The 15,399-nt window shown below is 35.7% G+C and carries 15 protein-coding genes; 5 read left to right on the top strand and 10 right to left on the bottom strand.

Annotated features, from left to right (window positions below; translation table 11 throughout):
- The first annotated feature begins 109 nt into the window (after nt 1–109).
- Entirely contained in the window at nt 110–505 is a 396-nt protein-coding gene (locus CN326_RS03415; RefSeq protein ID WP_098306218.1) for a globin domain-containing protein, read from the top strand.
- A complete protein-coding gene (locus CN326_RS03410; RefSeq protein ID WP_098306216.1) occupies nt 505–1,398 on the top strand; it encodes a ClpXP adapter SpxH family protein in 894 nt (297 codons plus the stop codon). The genes CN326_RS03415 and CN326_RS03410 overlap by 1 nt, the downstream gene beginning before the upstream one ends.
- A gap of 589 nt (nt 1,399–1,987) precedes the next feature.
- Here the strand turns inward: CN326_RS03410 and pepF are convergent.
- The 4 genes from pepF to mecA all read right to left on the bottom strand — a co-directional run bounded on the left by pepF (nt 1,988) and on the right by mecA (nt 7,475).
- Nucleotides 1,988–3,814, bottom strand: a complete 1,827-nt coding sequence (gene pepF, locus CN326_RS03400) for an oligoendopeptidase F (RefSeq protein ID WP_098306212.1) — start codon at nt 3,812–3,814, stop codon at nt 1,988–1,990.
- A 46-nt stretch (nt 3,815–3,860) separates the two neighbouring features.
- Nucleotides 3,861–5,102 (bottom strand): competence protein CoiA, encoded by a 1,242-nt coding sequence (locus tag CN326_RS03395; protein ID WP_098306210.1) that lies wholly within the window; start codon nt 5,100–5,102, stop codon nt 3,861–3,863.
- A gap of 88 nt (nt 5,103–5,190) precedes the next feature.
- Nucleotides 5,191–6,735 carry a cardiolipin synthase gene (gene cls / locus CN326_RS03390; protein ID WP_098306208.1) on the bottom strand — a complete coding sequence of 515 codons (1,545 nt, stop codon included), beginning with the start codon at nt 6,733–6,735 and terminating at the stop codon, nt 5,191–5,193.
- Between the two features lie 68 nt (nt 6,736–6,803).
- On the bottom strand, nt 6,804–7,475 hold the full coding sequence (mecA, locus tag CN326_RS03385) for an adaptor protein MecA (RefSeq protein WP_098306206.1): 672 nt from the start codon (nt 7,473–7,475) through the stop codon (nt 6,804–6,806).
- A 444-nt stretch (nt 7,476–7,919) separates the two neighbouring features.
- Here mecA and CN326_RS03380 point away from each other — a divergent pair, with 444 nt between their 5' ends.
- Both CN326_RS03380 and CN326_RS03375 read left to right on the top strand, forming a co-directional pair.
- The gene (locus tag CN326_RS03380; protein WP_098306204.1) at nt 7,920–8,588 is read left to right on the top strand and encodes a TerC family protein; all 669 of its coding nucleotides are present in this window, start codon (nt 7,920–7,922) and stop codon (nt 8,586–8,588) included.
- Nucleotides 8,589–8,882: 294 nt separating this feature from the next.
- Nucleotides 8,883–9,305: a GNAT family N-acetyltransferase gene (locus tag CN326_RS03375; protein ID WP_098306202.1), complete on the top strand. Its 423-nt coding sequence runs from the start codon at nt 8,883–8,885 to the stop codon at nt 9,303–9,305.
- 135 nt (nt 9,306–9,440) lie between these two features.
- Here the strand turns inward: CN326_RS03375 and spx are convergent, their stop codons facing one another.
- The 6 genes from spx to CN326_RS03345 form a co-directional block, all read right to left on the bottom strand.
- Nucleotides 9,441–9,836, bottom strand: a complete 396-nt coding sequence (gene spx, locus CN326_RS03370) for a transcriptional regulator Spx (RefSeq protein ID WP_020059817.1) — start codon at nt 9,834–9,836, stop codon at nt 9,441–9,443.
- Nucleotides 9,837–10,322: 486 nt separating this feature from the next.
- The gene (locus CN326_RS03365; RefSeq protein WP_098306200.1) at nt 10,323–11,798 is read right to left on the bottom strand and encodes an aminotransferase class I/II-fold pyridoxal phosphate-dependent enzyme; all 1,476 of its coding nucleotides are present in this window, start codon (nt 11,796–11,798) and stop codon (nt 10,323–10,325) included.
- A 414-nt stretch (nt 11,799–12,212) separates the two neighbouring features.
- Complete coding sequence (gene pdxR / locus CN326_RS03360) at nt 12,213–13,646, bottom strand: MocR-like pyridoxine biosynthesis transcription factor PdxR (RefSeq protein ID WP_098306198.1); 1,434 nt, start codon at nt 13,644–13,646, stop codon at nt 12,213–12,215.
- A 239-nt stretch (nt 13,647–13,885) separates the two neighbouring features.
- Nucleotides 13,886–14,329, bottom strand: a complete 444-nt coding sequence (locus tag CN326_RS03355) for a YfmQ family protein (RefSeq protein ID WP_098306196.1) — start codon at nt 14,327–14,329, stop codon at nt 13,886–13,888.
- 43 nt (nt 14,330–14,372) lie between these two features.
- Nucleotides 14,373–14,579: a hypothetical protein gene (locus tag CN326_RS03350; protein ID WP_098306194.1), complete on the bottom strand. Its 207-nt coding sequence runs from the start codon at nt 14,577–14,579 to the stop codon at nt 14,373–14,375.
- Nucleotides 14,560–14,754 (bottom strand): hypothetical protein, encoded by a 195-nt coding sequence (locus CN326_RS03345; protein ID WP_098306192.1) that lies wholly within the window; start codon nt 14,752–14,754, stop codon nt 14,560–14,562. Before CN326_RS03345 ends, CN326_RS03350 begins: the two co-directional genes overlap by 20 nt.
- Nucleotides 14,755–15,195: 441 nt before the next feature.
- Here CN326_RS03345 and CN326_RS03340 point away from each other — a divergent pair, with 441 nt between their 5' ends.
- The gene (locus CN326_RS03340; protein WP_098306190.1) at nt 15,196–15,399 is read left to right on the top strand and encodes a hypothetical protein; all 204 of its coding nucleotides are present in this window, start codon (nt 15,196–15,198) and stop codon (nt 15,397–15,399) included.

Here is a 15,399-nt window from a genome sequence, read left to right as displayed (position 1 = left end):
GTTAGCCCCCTATCTCCTTTGAATGATTTCTCATGAAGTTGAGGTGGAGATCTTACTGCCTACAAGTAGCGGGATAGATATACATTTGATGGAAAAAGGAGTTACAAGGATGAACAAGCAACCAACGACACCATTTGAAGCAATTGGCGGTGAACAAGGCATTGCAAAATTAGTCGATACATTTTATTCCTATGTCAGTAAACACCCTGACTTATCTCCCATCTTCCCAGACGATTTAACAGAAACTGCTAGGAAGCAAAAACAATTTTTAACACAATATTTAGGAGGACCAAGCCTTTATACAGAAGAGCATGGTCACCCAATGTTACGTGCTCGTCATCTGCCGTTCGAAATTACACCAAAACGCGCGAAAGCTTGGCTCTCTTGTATGGAACAAGCGATGGATGATACCGATGTACACGGACCGATTCGTGATTTTGTATTTGAACGTTTGACGTTAACGGCGCAGCACATGGTCAATACTCCCGAAACAGGTGAAGCTTAATGGAAAAACAGGAAGCAAAACATATTGCATCAATCTCGCCTTCCAAATGTGAGCCTAAGTCTGTAGAAGCATATTTATTTATTGATCCACTTTGCAAAGATTGTTGGGACATCGAGCCATTGATGATTAAACTATGGCTCGAATATGGAAAATATTTTTCACTCCGTCACATTGTTACCGGTAAGGTAGAAGGGGCCATCTCCCCATCACACAAATGGAATAAACCTGCTAATATTCGATTTGTGTGGGAAAAAACAACAAGTTTACACGGATTTTCTTGCGACGGAAAAGTATATACGCACGGGGCTTCATCAACTCCGTATATAACTTCGCTTGCCATTAAGGCGGCAGAATTACAAGGTCGAAAAGCAGGTTCGAAATTTTTACGAAAACTTCAAGAATCCATTTTGCTTGAAAATATATCAAAGCCAGATATGGATATGCTGCTTATATGCGCGAAACAAAGCGGAATTGATATTGAAGAATTTAAACAGGATTTACATTCTGTCAGTGCCGCAAAAGCATTTCAATGTGATTTGAAATTTACAAATGAAATGCACATTACAGAAATTCCTTCTCTCGTTTTCTTTCATGCTAATTCAAATGAAGAAGGAATTAAAATTGCTGGTATTTATTCTTACGATGTATATGTACAAGTATTAAAAGAAATTGTAAAAGAAGAAATTGAACCACAACCACTTCCTTCTCTAGAGGTATTACTAGAGCACGTTCAGTTTATGTCAACAAAAGAAATTGCCTTTATTTATAATTACTCTCAAAATGAAATCGAACGAGAAATGAAAAAATTGCTACTGAAAAGAAAAGTACGTATGATTGATACAAAACGAGAGCGTTATTGGAAATGGATTACAAAAGAAAACGACCTGGTGTAAAACACCAGGTCGTTTTCTTTACGGCTTATAAAAATATTAAAGGGGATGGGAGAAATTTCACGTTCAAACAAAGGGGTATATGTTTGTATGTGAATTCGTTCACATCTATTATATTACAAGATTCGACGTCAGATGACAACCTTTTTTGTCGAATTTCACATTTCTGTCACATTCTAAACGTTTTCATTTCGGAATATAGTATATAAAGAGTATTTGTCCCGCTATTCGCGGGCAGTAAGACCCCCACCTCAAGATTGTGAGGAACTCGAAGAAGATAGGTGGGGGATAACTGCTGGCATGCGCCCGATTGGTTCAACTAACTATCAGTGGGAATGAAAAAAACCCACTGATGGAAGTTTCACTTTATAGGAGGGTTTCCATTGAAAACATCCCATCTTTTATTATTTATTTGTATCGTTTTCCTCTTCTTTTGTTTATACGTCCTATCATTGTTACAAGTATTCCCACTAATTTTATCACTTCCCCTTTTATTTGGAGCAATCGTATTGGCTGTATCATACTTCAATAACAAAAAGCGATTTAAAGGATTTTAAACAAAAACGAGAGTCATACGACTCTCGTTTTTCTTCTACTTCTCTTCAAATAGAAGTGCTTCTAATTCATTTAATTTCTCTTCAAATACTTGCATTGCTTCTTTTACAGGCTCTGATGAAGTCATATCAACACCAGCTTTTTTCAATACTTCAATCGGATAGTCAGAGCTTCCCGCTTTCAAGAACTCATTAATGTAACGTTCTACTGCTGGCTGACCTTCTTCTAAAATTTGTTTTGATAAGGCAGTTGCTGCACTAAAGCCTGTTGCATATTGATATACATAATAATTGTAGTAGAAATGCGGAATACGAGACCACTCTAAACCAATTTCTTTATCGATGACTAAACTATCACCGAAATACTTTTTATTTAGCTCATAGTAAATTTCCGTTAACATATCTGGTGTTACTGCATGACCTTCTTGCACTTTTTGATGAATAACGTGTTCAAACTCAGCAAACATTGTTTGACGGAATACTGTACCTCGGAAACCTTCTAAATAATGATTTAATAAGTATAGACGCTTCTTCTTATCATCTGTCGTTTTTAATAAATAATCATTTAGAAGTGCCTCATTACATGTAGACGCTACCTCCGCAACGAAAATTGAATAGTCACCGTACACATAAGGCTGTGTTTTTCTTGTATAGTAACTATGCACAGAATGACCAAATTCGTGAGCAAGCGTAAATAAATTATTTACATTATCATGCCAGTTCATTAAAACGTATGGATTTGTTCCATAAGCACCAGATGAATAAGCACCGCTTCGCTTCCCTTTATTTTCATATACATCTACCCAGCGATTTTCGTAAGCTTCTTTTAAAATATCAACATACTCTTCCCCAAGTACATTTAATGATTGTAATAACATATCTTGCGCTTCTTTATATGTTACGTTCATTTTCACTTCCGGTACGAGCGGTGTATATAAATCGTACATGTGCAATTCTTCTAATCCAAGTGCTCGTTTACGGATATCGATGTAACGATGTAATAAATGTAAGTTTTCATTTACTGTTTCCACAAGCTGATCATAAACAGACTCAGGAATATTATTATTGCTCAGTGCAGCTTGGCGAGCAGAATCATACTTACGAACATTCCCATAAAAATTATTTCGTTTAATTGCACCATTTAATGTGCTTGCAAATGTATTCTTATATTTTCCATACGTTTCATATACAGCATGAAAGGCATCATGGCGAACACGAGGATCATCACTTTCTAAAAATTGAATGTAGCGGCCATGAGTCACTTCTACCTCTTCCCCATTTTCATCTTGAATAGATGGAAACTTCAAGTCGGCATTATTTAATATACCAAATGTATTACTAGATGCGCCCATAACTTCAGAAGCCTGAGCTAATAACGCTTCTTCTGCTTCTGATAATACGTGAGGACGCTGACGTGTAATTTCCTCTAATGCATGCTCATATACTTTTAACTCTTTATTTTCTTGTAAAAATGAGCGCAATGTCTCTTCTGAAATCGTTAAAATTTCCGGCACAATGTACGCCATACTACTTGATACTTGTGAATATAAGCTTGTTGCACGGTCATTTAACGCTTGATAAGATGAATTTGTTGTATCTTGGTCGTAGCGCATATGTGCGTATGTATACAATTTACCAAGACGCATCGATACTTCATCTTCATACTGCAGCGTTTCTAACAACGCATTTGCCGATTCTCCAAGCTTTCCTTTAAATTCCGTAAGTTTTGGTAGTAACTCTTTCACCGCTTGAAATTCCGTTTCCCACTCTGCATCCGTTTGGAAAATATCTTCTAAGCGCCACGTGTTTTCTACTTCAACTTCACTACGTGCTGGCAGTGCTCTTACTTTTTTTTGTTCAGCCATGTGTAAACCCTCCTTATTCATATCTCCTAGTACAATTCGATTCTTCTTATACAATTCCTTCTGGGTACTTTTTTATTATATCCGTTTTCTCTTGACTCATGTTATACTTTGCTTCCACAAGCATAAGGGCCTCTGCTAAAAATAAGCGATCAAACTTCTGTATCTCTTTTTCTGTTTTTGGCACAAAAAAACATCGTACTTTTCGATATTTGTAAACATCAACTTGCTCAATCTTTCCAATCAAACATAAAAACTGCATATATTCTCTCACTGCCTGTTGCCAAAATGCTTGCGGAAAATACGGTAGTAACCGCCTATGAATCGCTCTATGCCTCTCAACATATTGAAAAATGGTATGCAACGAAAAATATTCTCCTACCGTAAATTTGCCTAGTAGCTCAATTAAAATGTAAGCTTGCCATATGAAAGAATGAGTACGAAATGCTAGGAGCGATGGTAAAGGGACACCAATTTCAGCAGGAAAACAAGATGGGGATATATGATGATGATAAAGAAGCTCTAAAAAGGAGCGCTCACTTCGCTTCCACATATGAATACCATTTGCACGGAGGCGCTGTTTTTTATTCATCCACTCTTTTTCTAAACATTGGATTGATATAGGTGATGTTGTAAGAAGAGTTGTTAATGTAGTCGTATGCAGCGGAAAATAAATTGCATGTGAAAAAACGATAGACGAGGAAAAAGGTAAAAGAAGATTGCATTTAAAAAAAGCTTTTGCATCAGGACAAAAATAAAGGAGATAAGGGTTTGAATGATATTGCACACAGCAGGAATGAAAAGAAGAAAGCGACATCCAATATGTTGCATGACGTTTTAACTGATTTCCTCCCAAGATCCATAATATTTGAATCCCTTCTTTCCAATACCCTTCCGTTCGTTTTAACAACTGCTCTGCTGATAAAGTTGCACATTGATATTCAATAGCGATTTGTCGATTACCAATTGTTACAAACAAATCAGGTCGCTGCTGAATCGTGGCCAAATAATGCTCGATTTTGATAGAACAAACTTGTGACTGAAGCCATCTGTATAACTGCTCTTTTCCCCGTAGGTGGTACGCCGATTCATTTTCAAGCTCGATTTTACAGCTATGTGATTTTTTATGAGCGAAATGCCACTGTTTTTGTTTTCCCAGTTTTAGCTGTACTTCTAAATGACAAATGGGACAGAAAAAGCGCTCGTTCTTCCGTAACATAGTGAGCTGTTTTTCCTTCCATCCATGAAGGAGATGAATTTCTTCCCCATTTTCTCTCTTTGCAACAAACATCAAATCACTTCCTTTCTTCCGTATGGACTATTCTACAATGACGAGCGAATTCCTGCTGTAATGAAAAAAGACTCATTTCCATGAGTCTTTAGAGTAAAGGAGACAATAACCGATATGTCGATTCCACAATCCGCATCACAAGGTGGCGGTTCTTAAAGCGATCAACATAAATTTCATTTGATACCTGCAAATCTCCTTCAAAATCTGCCACAAGCTTGCGAATACTGTTTGTATCATATAAAAAGGCATTCACCTCAAAATTCAAATGAAAACTTCTCATATCCATATTTGCTGTTCCAATTGATGCCAAATCAGAATCAACAATCACAACCTTGCTGTGTAAAAAACCTTTTTCATATTCATATATTTTTACGCCTGCCTCTAATAATTCTGGAAAATAAGAACGAGACGCATAAAATACAGTCCTCTTATCCGGTTTGCTCGGCATTAACAAGCGAACATCAATACCTGCTAAGGCCGCTACTTTTAATGCTGATAAAATATCATCATCTGGAATAAAATATGGCGTCGCAATCCAAATTGATTTCCTTGCTGAAGCAATCATCGCAAAATATAAATGCTTAATCGTTTCCCATTTACTATCAGGTCCGCCCGCAACGAGCTGCACGCCCCCCTGTTCATCTCCCTCTACGATATCGACTTGTAAATAGTCTGATGTTAATATTGCTTCACCTGTCATGTAAAACCAATCTTGTAAAAAGATAAGCTGCAAACTTTGTACCGCTTCACCTCGTAAATATAAATGAGTATCTCGCCAAAACCCAAAATATTTATTTTCCCCTAAATATTCATCTCCAATGTTTAAACCGCCAACGAAGCCTTCATTTCCATCAATGACAACAATTTTCCGGTGATTTCGATAGTTAATTTTGTCATTTAAAATAGGAAAGCGAACAGGAAAAAACGGCACCATCTCAACACCTGCATTATTTAATTCCTCAATATATGTCTTTGACAGTTTAAAACTCCCTACTGCATCGTATAAAAATCGAACTGTCACGCCTTCTTTTGCTTTTTGGATGAGAATGTCTTTAATTTTTGTACCAATTTTATCATCACGCACAATGTAATATTCCATATGGATATGATGCTTGGCCTTTTTCAATCCATCTAAAATTGCTTGAAATGTCTCTTTCCCATTTGTTAATACTCTCGTTTCCGTATGAAAAGAAATATTTAATGCCCCAAGACGGTCTGCTAGCCGAAACAATAATTCTTGATGTTCATGTTTTTTCAATATACGGTCATGATAATACTCATGCCCTTTATATTGTAAAAACGCCTGCTCGTCTAAAAGCGCCTTCTTTTGAAACATTCGTTTTCTCCGAAAATTTTGTCCAAATAGAAGATATGCAAAAAAACCTACTACTGGAAAAATCCCAAGCACAATTAACCAAGTTAATGTTTTCGAGGGATTACGATTTTCTAAAAAAATCACAGATCCAATTAGAAATGCTGATATCGTAAATAGAGTACTTAAAATTCCCAAAAATGAAATATCTTTAATCCCAATTACATCTGAATAAAATGTTACATCAATAAATAGACGTAACGAAATAAACACAACGAATAAACCAATCAAAAAGAAAAATAGCTTCAATATATTTTTCATTTCTGCCCCCTTACCTACACTTTTCATATATACATTTAAAAAGCCGATTTCAATATAAAGAAATCGGCCTACATTCCAGGAGAAAAATGATTACGAATTGTTTCAAGTGCATTTTCAGAAACAATTTGCTTTCCGTATTCATAAACGCGATGAATCGTTAAAGCGGATTCTTCTCCATATTCTAATATTACACTTAAAATACGGTCAATCTCCTCTTCATCGTGCACTACCTCATCAAATTCGACATATAGATAATAGCGGTCTTCAAATGAATATAATTCATCTTTTATCTCTTCAAATATAAGTCGATGACTTAATGAAATAACATGCTCAAAATCGTCGAATTTAATTAAAAAACCGAATATACCATCTTCATTAAAAATCGCTCCGGTTTCTTCTTCTATTTCCTGTTCAAATAACGATTCAATTCGCTCATCAAGGGGAATATCGATAATTTTATCGAGGCCAATTGGTAATTCTAATTTTTGCCCGTCTTTCGAAAGCTGCGCTTTCGTCACAAGTACTTCAATTCCTTTTTCAAGTGCTTGAACTTGAATCCAAAGCGGTCCATCAATAAAAAAGTCGTCATGGTCACGCGCTTCATCCATCATTTCCCAAAACAGCTGTTCACTTCTATCGCGGTTATACCAAATCTCTTCACGGTTAAATCCGCGGTCTTCTATATCAATGTACGAGATATAAAATTTCATCGTATGATCATTAACTCTTTCAATATCCAAAATGCACCTCTCCCTTCCTATTTGGAATGGTTATGAAGGGATTCCCCAATCATATTACAAAAAAAGTTAGAATCTTGTACTCTCATTTTATGATAAGATGCTCCAGAATGGAAATAAAATCACCATATTTTAAAAAAAAACAGTCATTTACCTAATTTTTCATTTGATAAAGTACGCTTCTTGACGAAATAATGACTCCTCCATATTTCAAGAAAGGCATTGGACATGTTATTCATGTAAATGATTGTCCTATATTCTTTTTTCCTGCATATGATGTAAACGAAACAAACTAAAAAAGACATTCCTTCTTCTCTAATTTACAATACATTTACCGTTCATATTAATCACAATCCTTTTCTTACATAGTGATTCTAACTAAAACAAATCTGATTCTAATAGGCAGTGTTTCTGTCTATTAGGACTGAACAAACGGAGGCAAACTGAATGGATTTAGACTTTCTCTCATCCATCCTTATAATCGTTGGTATCGACATTGTACTAGGCGGTGACAACGCGATTGTCATCGCACTCGCAAGTCGCAATTTACCAGAAACAGAGCGAAATAAAGCGATTGTTTTAGGAACTGGTTTAGCCATCATACTACGTATCTTCCTCACAGTACTTGCCGTTTATTTGCTTAACATTCCATTTTTACAATTAACTGGCGGGATTTTACTTACTCTCATCGCAATCAATCTGCTCACAGATAACAATCATGATCTTTCTAGTATTAAGGCAAAGACAACCTTATTTCAAGCCGTACGAACAATCGTTTTCGCAGACCTTGTTATGGGATTCGATAATGTACTTGCAATCGCCGGGGCTGCACATGGAAATATTGCATTAGTTATTATCGGATTACTCATTTCTATTCCTATTATCATTTGGGGAAGTAAACTCATTTTATTATGCATGGAAAGATTTCCTCTTCTCGTTTATATTGGTGCTGCTATCTTAGCTTACACAGCGGGTAATATGGTAGCACATGAAAAATTTTTCACATCATTTTTCGAGAAGAATCCATTTTTCACAGCAAGTATTCCCGTTCTCTTCACGATTACAGTATTACTCGTTGGAATTCTTGTAAACCAAGTAAAGCTGCGAAATACATGAAGTTCAACTACTCAGACGCCTGGTGTCCTGTTATGAAAATGTTTTTGACTGAGCATCGTTGGTCTAATTAGATTTCCCTATTCTTATTTTTCTACTTTAGTAAAATAAAGATTTAGACTGATGACTCAGTTTCTTTCATGAAGAAAATTTTTATTAAAATAAAATATTAGACTAAATAGTAAATATACGATTTTTATATGGGCAATAAGGACCATTCTGAGAAAGCACACTTCATAAAATCGGTATGTATACATTCTTGCATAAAGCTTTTAAAAAAGAAAAAGGGGAATTTTCATGCAAATAATCCGACAATGGAACCAAGAAGATAGTAATTACATTAGACAGAAGGTTATAGAATATAATACTTCACAACTACCAGATGAAGTAAAATCTCCTTCTGAGAATGTAAGCCTTGTGGTAAGAGACGAAGAAGGAAACATAATAGGTGGTATAACAGGAACCATCTTTTGGCGTCACATGCATATTGATTATCTATGGGTAGATAATCAATTACGCCATAAAGGATACGGAACTAAGTTACTACATAAAATGGAAGAGGTTGCAAAAGAGAAGAAATGTAGACTTATTATACTTGATACTTTCAGTTTCCAAGCTCCTGAATTTTACAAAAAACATGGCTATAAAGAATTTGGTCTCATTGAGGATTACCCAAAAGGATTCCGCCAACATTTTTTAGAAAAAAGACTGGAAGCATAACTTTCGATAACAAGAATTATGTAAATGTTATCTCCTTTTAGCAAAATACGACATGTTTTATTCGTACAAAAAAAGGAGCTAATGGCCCACATTCCGCTAAAGCAGAATTGGGAATCAGCTCCTTTTCATATTATATTAATTTACAAGACGTTGCGCTTCGCGTAATTGAAATGTTCTCACTGTACGTGGTAAAAAGCGGCGAATTTCATCTTCGTTATAACCAACTTGTAGGCGTTTTTCATCAATTATAATAGGACGACGAAGAATACCTGGGTAATCACGAATAAGCTTATATAAATCTTGAAGAGGTAAAGATTCTAAATTAATATTCAATTCCTGAAAAACTTTAGAACGAGTTGAAATAATTTCATCTGTTCCACTTTCTGTCATACGTAAAATCTCTTTAATTTCCTCAATCGATAATGGATCAGAGAAAATATTACGTTCTGTATAAGGAATATGGTTTTCCTCTAACCATAATTTCGCTTTTCTACAAGACGTACAACTTGGAGAACTATATAGTGTTACCATACATTACTCACTCTCCTTAAAAAAGTACACATTCTGTACTATTTCACATTTTCATAATTATGTTCAAACAAATTTTGTATCGCTTATGACTACTTGTCTAAAAATAAGGAATTTCAAAACTTGCAAGCGAACCTTTCTAAAAAAACAATTACTTTAAATAAGTAACTTCTATAATCATTATACAATAGAACAAGAAAGAAATATACAGTAAATTTTCTTCATAATATACATAAAAGTTATGTATACGATGTGTATTTTGTAAGAAAAATATGTGTATTCAGCTGATAGGAACACTTGTTCTTCTTCATTTTATCAAACTACATTCCTTCTGTCTACATACATATTTACTTAGGCACTATACTTGGATTTCACATTCTAAAAAACAAAAAGACGTCTTAGTACTTTACTAGGACGCCTTCAACCTGCATTGACTTTATTAAAAATCCCCTTGTGTAACTATTCTAGATAGGACAATGCCGCTCACACTTATTTTATAGGACGATGTTCTTTTATGACACGTAACGATTTCATCTCATAATCCTCGGCACCTTGTACAGGAAGACCTGCTTCTTTATTCTTTCTTGTATATATGAGGTTTTCTTCCGTAATAATCTCGCCAGGAATGAAAATAGGGATGCCTGGTGGATACACCATGACAAATTCGGCGATGATTCTTCCAACCGATTCTTCAAATGGGATCATTTCCGTTTCGGCATAAAAGGCATCACGCGGTGTTAACGCCAGCACCGGGATGTCCGGCAATAACACAGAAGTATTTATATTGAGATCAGCCTGATCTTGAAATGTGGCCGACAGTTCTTTCAATGCATGTACAAGTTTTGCTAGGTCCTCATCGGTATCACCAGGTGTAATGATACAAAGAATGTTATATAGGTCCGAAAGCTCGACTTCAATATTAAATTTTTCACGGAGCCACTTTTCTACATCGTACCCAGTAATGCCAAGCTCTTTTACCGAAATCAAAAGTTTTGTTGGATCCATAGCAACCGCAGCGTTCGTTCCTAAAATTTCACGACCAGCGCAGTACAAATAGTCAATTTCATTTATTTCGGCACGTGTTTGCTCTGCTAAACGAATCGTACGTTCCAATAAAGCTTGTCCCTCAGTCGCTAATCGTTTTCTTGCCACATCCAAAGAAGCAAGCAAGATATAAGAAGTGGATGTCGTCGTTAACATACTTAAAATCGTTTGTACATGCTTCGGTGAAACACGACTTCCTTGCACATTTAAAATGGAACTTTGCGTCAGTGAACTCCCTAGTTTATGCACACTTGTCGCTGCCATATCAGCACCTGCTTGCATAGCAGAAAGAGGCAGCTCATCATGAAAATGAATGTGAGCCCCATGTGCTTCGTCTACTAAAACCGGAATATCACGTGCATGAGCGATGTCCACAATTTTTTTCAAGTCGCCAGAGATCCCAAAATAGGTAGGATTAATCACAAGCACAGCTTTGGCATCTGGATACTGTACTAACGCTTTTTCTACGGATTCAGGTGTAATGCCGTGTGAAATACCGAGATTCGGATCAACCTCCGGATGGATGAAAATAGGTATTGCACCTGAGAAGATAATCCCGCTCATAATGGATTTGTGTACATTGCGCGGTACAAGAATTTTATCACCAGGTCCGCAAACACTCATCACCATTGTCATAATCACACCGCTCGTCCCTTGAACAGAAAAGAAGGTATGATCAGCACCAAATGCTGTAGCTGCCAAATCTTGCGCTTGTTTGATGATTCCTTTTGGCTGATGTAAATCATCTAAGGGAGCGATGTTGATTAAATCTATCGCAAGTACGTTTTCACCAATAAACTCTCTAAATTCAGGATCCATACCTTTTCCTTTTTTATGACCAGGAATATGGAATTGAATTGGTTCTTTTTCTGCATGTTCTACAAGTGCAGTAAACAATGGCGTGTTAGATTGAGAACACATTTTTAGCATCCACCTCTTCATTTATCTAATTTCCCTTTGTTTCCCCATCCATTTTAGAGACTTGAATGGAGAATCAACGGTTTATCCCGTACTAACGGGCAGTAAGACCCCCACTGATGGAAGTTTCACTTTATATTCAGTCTGTATTATGCAAATTAAGATTAGTTTTCCCGTACATAAAGTAGTTAACGTTTGTTATTTTTATCTAAAATAAAAATGATTCATGAACTTTACATGAATCATTTCTATTTATCCCGCTATTCGCGGGCAGTAAGATCCCCCACTTTATTACTTTTTCCATCCAAGTTTGTGCCCCGCACATTCCACAGTAACCACTTGAATAACGATAAAACATATGTTATGCAACCATTTCGGTATACAGCATTCTCCGTGCTTTACTTTTTATATACATAATTATTGAATGTTGTTTACTGTCTCCGCGAATCTTTTAATACCTTCACGAATGAGGTTTGTGTCTCCTCTCCCAAAAGTAAAACGCACATACCCTTTTTCCGAACCAAAAATACTCCCTGGAACAAAGACTATACCCTTTCGTATAGATTCTTCCAATAAATGATATTCATTAATTGAATTCGGTATCTTACACCATAAATGGATGCCACCTTCTGGAACAAGAAATTCAACTTGTTTACCTAAAAATTTATCAAGACTTAAGGTCATTTGATCCCTTCTCTGTTTGAGTTGTTTTCGAAGCATACAAATATGAGCATTAAAATATTCCGATCTCAAAAATTGATTTGCCACCCATTGAGGGAATACACTATGTCCAAAATCCACTTGCTGCTTCCCATCCGCCAGACGTTGAATTACTTGTGAAGGTCCAATAATCCATCCAATTCGTAATCCTGATGCTACAATTTTCGATAATGAACTAACATATAAAACATTTCCATTATAATCCATAGATTTTAAGGTTGAATTTACTTTTCCATTGAAAGAAGTTAAGCTGTAGGGATCATCTTCTACAATAGGTATACCAAAATCGGACGACAATTCTAGAATCTTTTTACGACGTGCCAATGAAAGAACACTTCCTGTAGGATTATGATGATCGGGATTTAAAAATATCATTCGCAATCTATGTTTTTTGTGTAAATCTATAATATCATCCGGATTAATGCCATGTTGATCCATTGGTAAATGAAATGTTTTTAACCCAGCAGATTGGAATAATGGAAGGGAAAAACAATAAGATGGATCTTCAATAGCAACAGCATCCCCCGGCTTAAGCAAGCATTGAACAATAAGATGAAGTGCTTGTTGAGCACCTGACGTAATAAGAATGGAAGAAGGATCAGCATCTATATTTTTATAGTTATCAACATGCCAAGAAATTGTTTCCCTCAATATCTCATTGCCTTGTGGATGATCATAACCTAAATGTCCTGTAAATGTTTGCTCTGAGAGAATGGTACGAAATTGATCGGTTGGAAACAAATCCGGCGACAATTCTCCACCAGCTAAATTAATTAAATCTGTCTTTTGAGTTTCCATACGAATTCGCTGAACTAGTGGCAAATTTGGGAGAAATGAGCCATCCTCTACATATCGGCCCCAGTTTGGGATGCGTTTATGCGATATTCCCCATATATCTGTACTTACACGCGTTCCGCTTCCTTTTTTTCGCTCTACTACCCCGAGCGACTGCAGCTCCTGATATGCAGATACTATCGTACTGCGATTAACTTGCAACTCTTTTGCTAAAGTACGTTCCGAAGGTAACATACTATTTGGTGAAAATTCTCCCGAAGAAATCCCATATTCAATATAGTCTGCAATTTGTTTGTAGACCGGCTTCTTATTCGCACGATCGGGTTTCCATTCCATTTCGTTTCATCCTTATCATCATTTCTTTATTTATAAATTTAATGACATGAATAATTAAAATAAATTTAAAAGTACTACCCTTCTTATAATAAACAAACATCTCAAAAAAATAACCATCCACTTCTATAGTATTTTAATCATCCACTTATCTAAAACAATTCCATATATTAATAAAAAAAGGATTCCCTATAGTTTAGGAATCCTTTTCTTTCTATTTTAGATGGGAGCTTTGCAAATGCTTATAGCGCTTCAGCTGTCGTTTCATTCATCTCCCCTGTTACTAGCATAGAATGTTTTTGAAGGCTATTGGAACGCAGACTATACGCAACTACTTTCTTCTTGTACTGTTTGACTACATCAACGTGATCGTCGTAACTATACATAGAAAACCTAACATCGTTTTTGCCTCTTTTAGTATCAATGATTAATGGCGTCCCACTACTATTTGGAGGAAAATAATATTTCTCTAAAAATAATGCTTCGTTAAAATGATTAATAACTTGAATTTTGTCTTCACCTTCCAAACATTTTCCGTCGATGGTTACGGTGACATTCGCATCATTAAGTTTTGGATGCAATTCAAATTTTTGGGTAAACGATTCCACAACAGAGGTTGGAAGACTCGTCACTATTAATTTAATAGAAAACATAAGAATCAACGAAAGTATAAACCAGGTCGTCATATTTTATCATCTCCGTTACGTTCTAAAATAATATTTTTTGATTTCAATTCTTCTGTTGATTCCACTCTTGAATCATATCTTCGACAACAGCTAATCTAAGATTGGATTTAATAAATAAGATTACCAGCGAAATCAACGCCAAAATATAAAGTGAAACTTCCATCAGTGGGGTTTTTTTCATCCCCCACTGATGGTTAGTTGAACCAATCGGGCTTTTACGGGCAGTAAGACTACAAGATGACAATCGCATACCATGTCACTCCTATGAGAAGACTTAAAAGAAGTACGATATAAATAACAGACAAATTAGTCACATTCTGCTTCGTAGAGTTACCATAATTCTCCTCCGTATTTCTTGCAACTAATACCGTACCAAGGAGTGATCCAATTATAATAATAATGACTAATAAAAATGCAAATTTCATTGGTTTTCACCTCTCTAAAATCAGTCTATTTGAACAGAAAACTTAATAAATAGATTTCCGAAAAATTTTACATTTTCTAGATGAGGACATTTGTCTATACTAAGGGATCATTCTCTAGTAACTATATATAAAAGACACATTCTTTGCTTAAGAACATAACCAATATACTTAAAGAATACTACCTTTCCCTTCTATAATAAGAGATATTTTCCCGAAAAGGTCCATCCAATTTAACTTCATTTTGCTCATCCACTTTACGAGTAAAAAGTATTATGATTCTAAGCAATTGCTATCAGTAAAAAACAAAGTGAAACTTCCATCAGTGGAAGTCTTACTGCCCATTAATGCGGGATTAAAACATATATATCTTTCAGACAATTCTTTCTTTTCTATCTTTTTTCACATACAATACATATATACATATACAAAGGAGGCTTATATATGGGGGCATTTTTTCTTGATTTCGCAATCGTTGCAGCATTAGTCATTGGGATTACCGCAACAGTCGGAATTATCACAAATGGGATTGGAGAAAAATTGTTTGGCGGTAAAGACAAAATGAAATTCGTAGATAAATCCTCTGAAGTGCAAGCTGGTTGGAATAAAGTTGGCGGTAAAGGTATTTATAAAAAACATACGTACTAA

The sequence above is a fragment of the Bacillus sp. AFS018417 genome (assembly GCF_002560985.1).
GTDB lineage: Bacteria > Bacillota > Bacilli > Bacillales > Bacillaceae_G > Bacillus_A > Bacillus_A rhizoplanae.
The sequence above is the reverse complement of the archived record's forward strand: the minus strand, read 5'-3'. Positions and strand labels throughout refer to the sequence as shown.